This is a genomic window from Pontibacterium sp. (assembly GCF_041587635.1).
Lineage (GTDB): Bacteria > Pseudomonadota > Gammaproteobacteria > Pseudomonadales > Balneatricaceae > Pontibacterium.
Map to the genome: position 1 here is coordinate 1 of NZ_JBFGYC010000534.1, position 2,795 is coordinate 2,795.

A 2,795-nucleotide genomic window follows, 5' to 3' on the forward strand; every position below is an offset into this window, starting at 1 on the left:
CAGTCGACAAAGACATAACCTCGTGTCTGCGCTTCGCTGATCTTTGCCTTAGGTTTATCGCATACCAATACCAGCTCAATTTTTCCGATACGTACGGTATCCAGTTCTGCCAGTGTTGGCGGATCTAAGACCACGGCAATATCCAGCCTCCCAGCAATAAGAGAACGGGTCAGCTCCAGATGAGAGTTGATCTCTGTGCGTATGGATACACTGGGAAAATCAGCGGCTAATTGCGGCAGAATCGATTGCAGGAAGGTGCCCCATAGATTTGGGATACCGCCCAATATCAGCTGAGTATCTTGCAGATCAGAGACGCCTACGTCTTGCAGTGCCATCTGCCATGCAGCCAGAACATTTTCCGCGTGTGGGATCATGCGCTCGCCAGCAGAGGTAAGCATGATGTTGTTGCGCTGGCGAGTAAACAGCGGTACACCAACCAAATCTTCCAGATGTTTAACGCGAAAACTCACGGCCGATTGTGTCAGGTAAAGGTTCTGCGCCGCTCTGCCGAAATGCCGGGTACGAGATACTTCGAGGAAGGTTCTGAGCAGCCCGATATCCATAATATGTCCATAAAAATATTTGATCGAAACAATTAAAAAGTATTGTTTTACAGTACTTCTTGTTGCGTCAATAATCCAGCCATAGACGAGAACTGATCATCTATCCCTGTCTGCAACGGCACTGTGTTGAAGAACAATTTCAGCAGTGTGGACATTGATACGGAATCTAATCAGGGGGCGTTTAAATACACTCAGTGTAACGATCACCATCAGAGTCGTTATATATTCTGATTTGTGTGACTACCGTTTGAATTCTATGTATCTCCCTACTCATGGGGGATGTGCGCTTTTAATCTTGAGATTGGACATCATGAATTTTCTGTTGAACCAGACATATATAGCACGTGGCTCTATGTGCTCAGATCGTTATGACGATCGGGAGGCGTTCTGATACTGGTCTAATTCTCGCACGAAACAGACATCTTCAGAGCAGCCTCAGGGAACGATAGTATCTCGTTCCATGGCTGCTTTTTTATGTCTGAAACTTAATCATTAGATATTCTGATCGTTTCTTATAATCACCCCTCTATTTGGAGTTGTGGCGTGAAAATTTGTTTTTTGATGTACCCATGGGAACGTATTTCTCCGGAAAACGATTCTACCCTGCGCATGATTCATGAAGCGGCTAGCCGTGGCATTACGGTGGCAATTACAACACCGAATAGCTTGACGATACGGGATAGTGTGGCGCATGCGTTTTGCAACGTGCTGAAAAAAACAACCAAACTCACATCGAATATTCCGTCCTTTTATCGTAATGCTGAGTTTAAACGCTGCAAACTTCCGCTCGCGGGGTTTGATGCCATTATCATGCGGGCTAATCCACCGTTGGATACAGTCGCACTTAACTTTTTGGATTCGGTGCGCAACGATACGTTCATTATGAACGATATTGATGGTCTGAGAATTGCGAATAACAAGCTTTATCCGGCGTCTTTTAGTGGTGAAGCGAGTCGTTTTATACCGGCAACGCATGTTTCGAAAAACCGCGAATACCTTGAGCAGGTTCTTCGTGATTCTCCAACCGAGAAGATGATTATGAAACCGTTGAACGGCTTTGGTGGGCAGGGCGTCATCGTCATCGAAAAGAATGCACGCCAGAACTTTCGTTCGCTGCTGGACTTTTATATCGGTGAGGGCGAGTCCAGTAATTATGTCATCTTGCAGGAATACGTAACGGGTGCCGATCAGGGTGATGTGAGAATTCTGATGCTTAACGGTGAACCCATTGGTGCGATGCGTCGCGTACCGTCAGGGGATGATGTTCGCTCAAATATTCATGCCGGTGGCCAAGAGGTGAAGCATCATCTGACGAAAGAAGAGAAAGAACTGTGCCGCTTGATTGGTCCACAGTTAGTGCGTGATGGTCTGTATTTTGCGGGTCTGGATGTGATCAACGGCAAGCTCATTGAAGTGAACGTGTTGAGTCCCGGTGGAATCACCCGTATCAACCGTCTGAACCGCGTGAAGTTGCAGAAACAGGTGATCGATTTCGTCGAAAATGTGGTGTCTGCAAAAGAAGTCGTTATGGAGCGTAAGAACGCCTTCCGTAAGGTGATTGAAGATGCAGAAGCTATCTGAAAGCCAGATCATTGAAAGGATTGCTGCGGGTGAGGTGTTCGAATGTGAAGCACTGGATGAATCCTTCAGCTTGAAAATCGAGGAATACACTCCTGCCGTCTGTACAGCGGTACATGATGGCCACAAATTTCGTCCATCATTGGAAGGGTATTGTGCGCTGAGTGAAGAGGAGCGTTTGTATGAAGAGGATCCGTTCACGGGGGAGTTGATTGATTCAATGCCAATCACTCTCATCGCGCGGGACTCTCGTTATGAATATGATCTGAATCGCCCCGTGGCGACCTGTATCTATAAAAAAGCCTGGGGCAAAAATGTCTGGCATAAGCCTTTGTCTTCTGCGCAACGCAAGCAAAGTGTGGCAAAACACAAGGCATTTTATAACGTACTGGATGCTTTGATCAGAAAGCTAGAGCTGCGGTACGGCGCTTGTGTGGTGTTTGATATCCACTCATACAATCACAAGCGGTTGGACGGCGATCCGCCAACGTTCAATTTAGGTACTGAACAGATCGATCTTGATCGCTGGGCATCGGTGGTGGATCGCTTTAAACGTGGCTTAGGCAATATTGCACTGACAAATACGCCGGTACGTGCAGCGTATGACGAGATTTTTTACGGTCGCGGGTATCTGATCGCACATGTGAACAGCCG

At 46.9% G+C, this 2,795-nt stretch carries 3 protein-coding genes; 2 read left to right on the forward strand and 1 reads right to left on the reverse strand.

What is annotated here, in order from left to right; all coding sequences use genetic code 11:
• Window positions 1-563 (reverse strand): LysR family transcriptional regulator (locus ABYW01_RS18600; protein ID WP_372835757.1); only part of this gene is annotated, 563 nt, incomplete at its 3' end.
• A gap of 543 nt (window positions 564-1,106) precedes the next feature.
• Between ABYW01_RS18600 and gshB the strand changes: the two genes are divergently transcribed.
• Window positions 1,107-2,144, forward strand: a complete 1,038-nt coding sequence (gshB, locus tag ABYW01_RS18605) for a glutathione synthase (RefSeq protein ID WP_372835759.1) — start codon at window positions 1,107-1,109, stop codon at window positions 2,142-2,144.
• The coding region (locus tag ABYW01_RS18610) for an N-formylglutamate amidohydrolase (RefSeq protein ID WP_372835761.1) at window positions 2,128-2,795 on the forward strand (668 nt) is incomplete at its 3' end. The genes gshB and ABYW01_RS18610, both read left to right, overlap by 17 nt.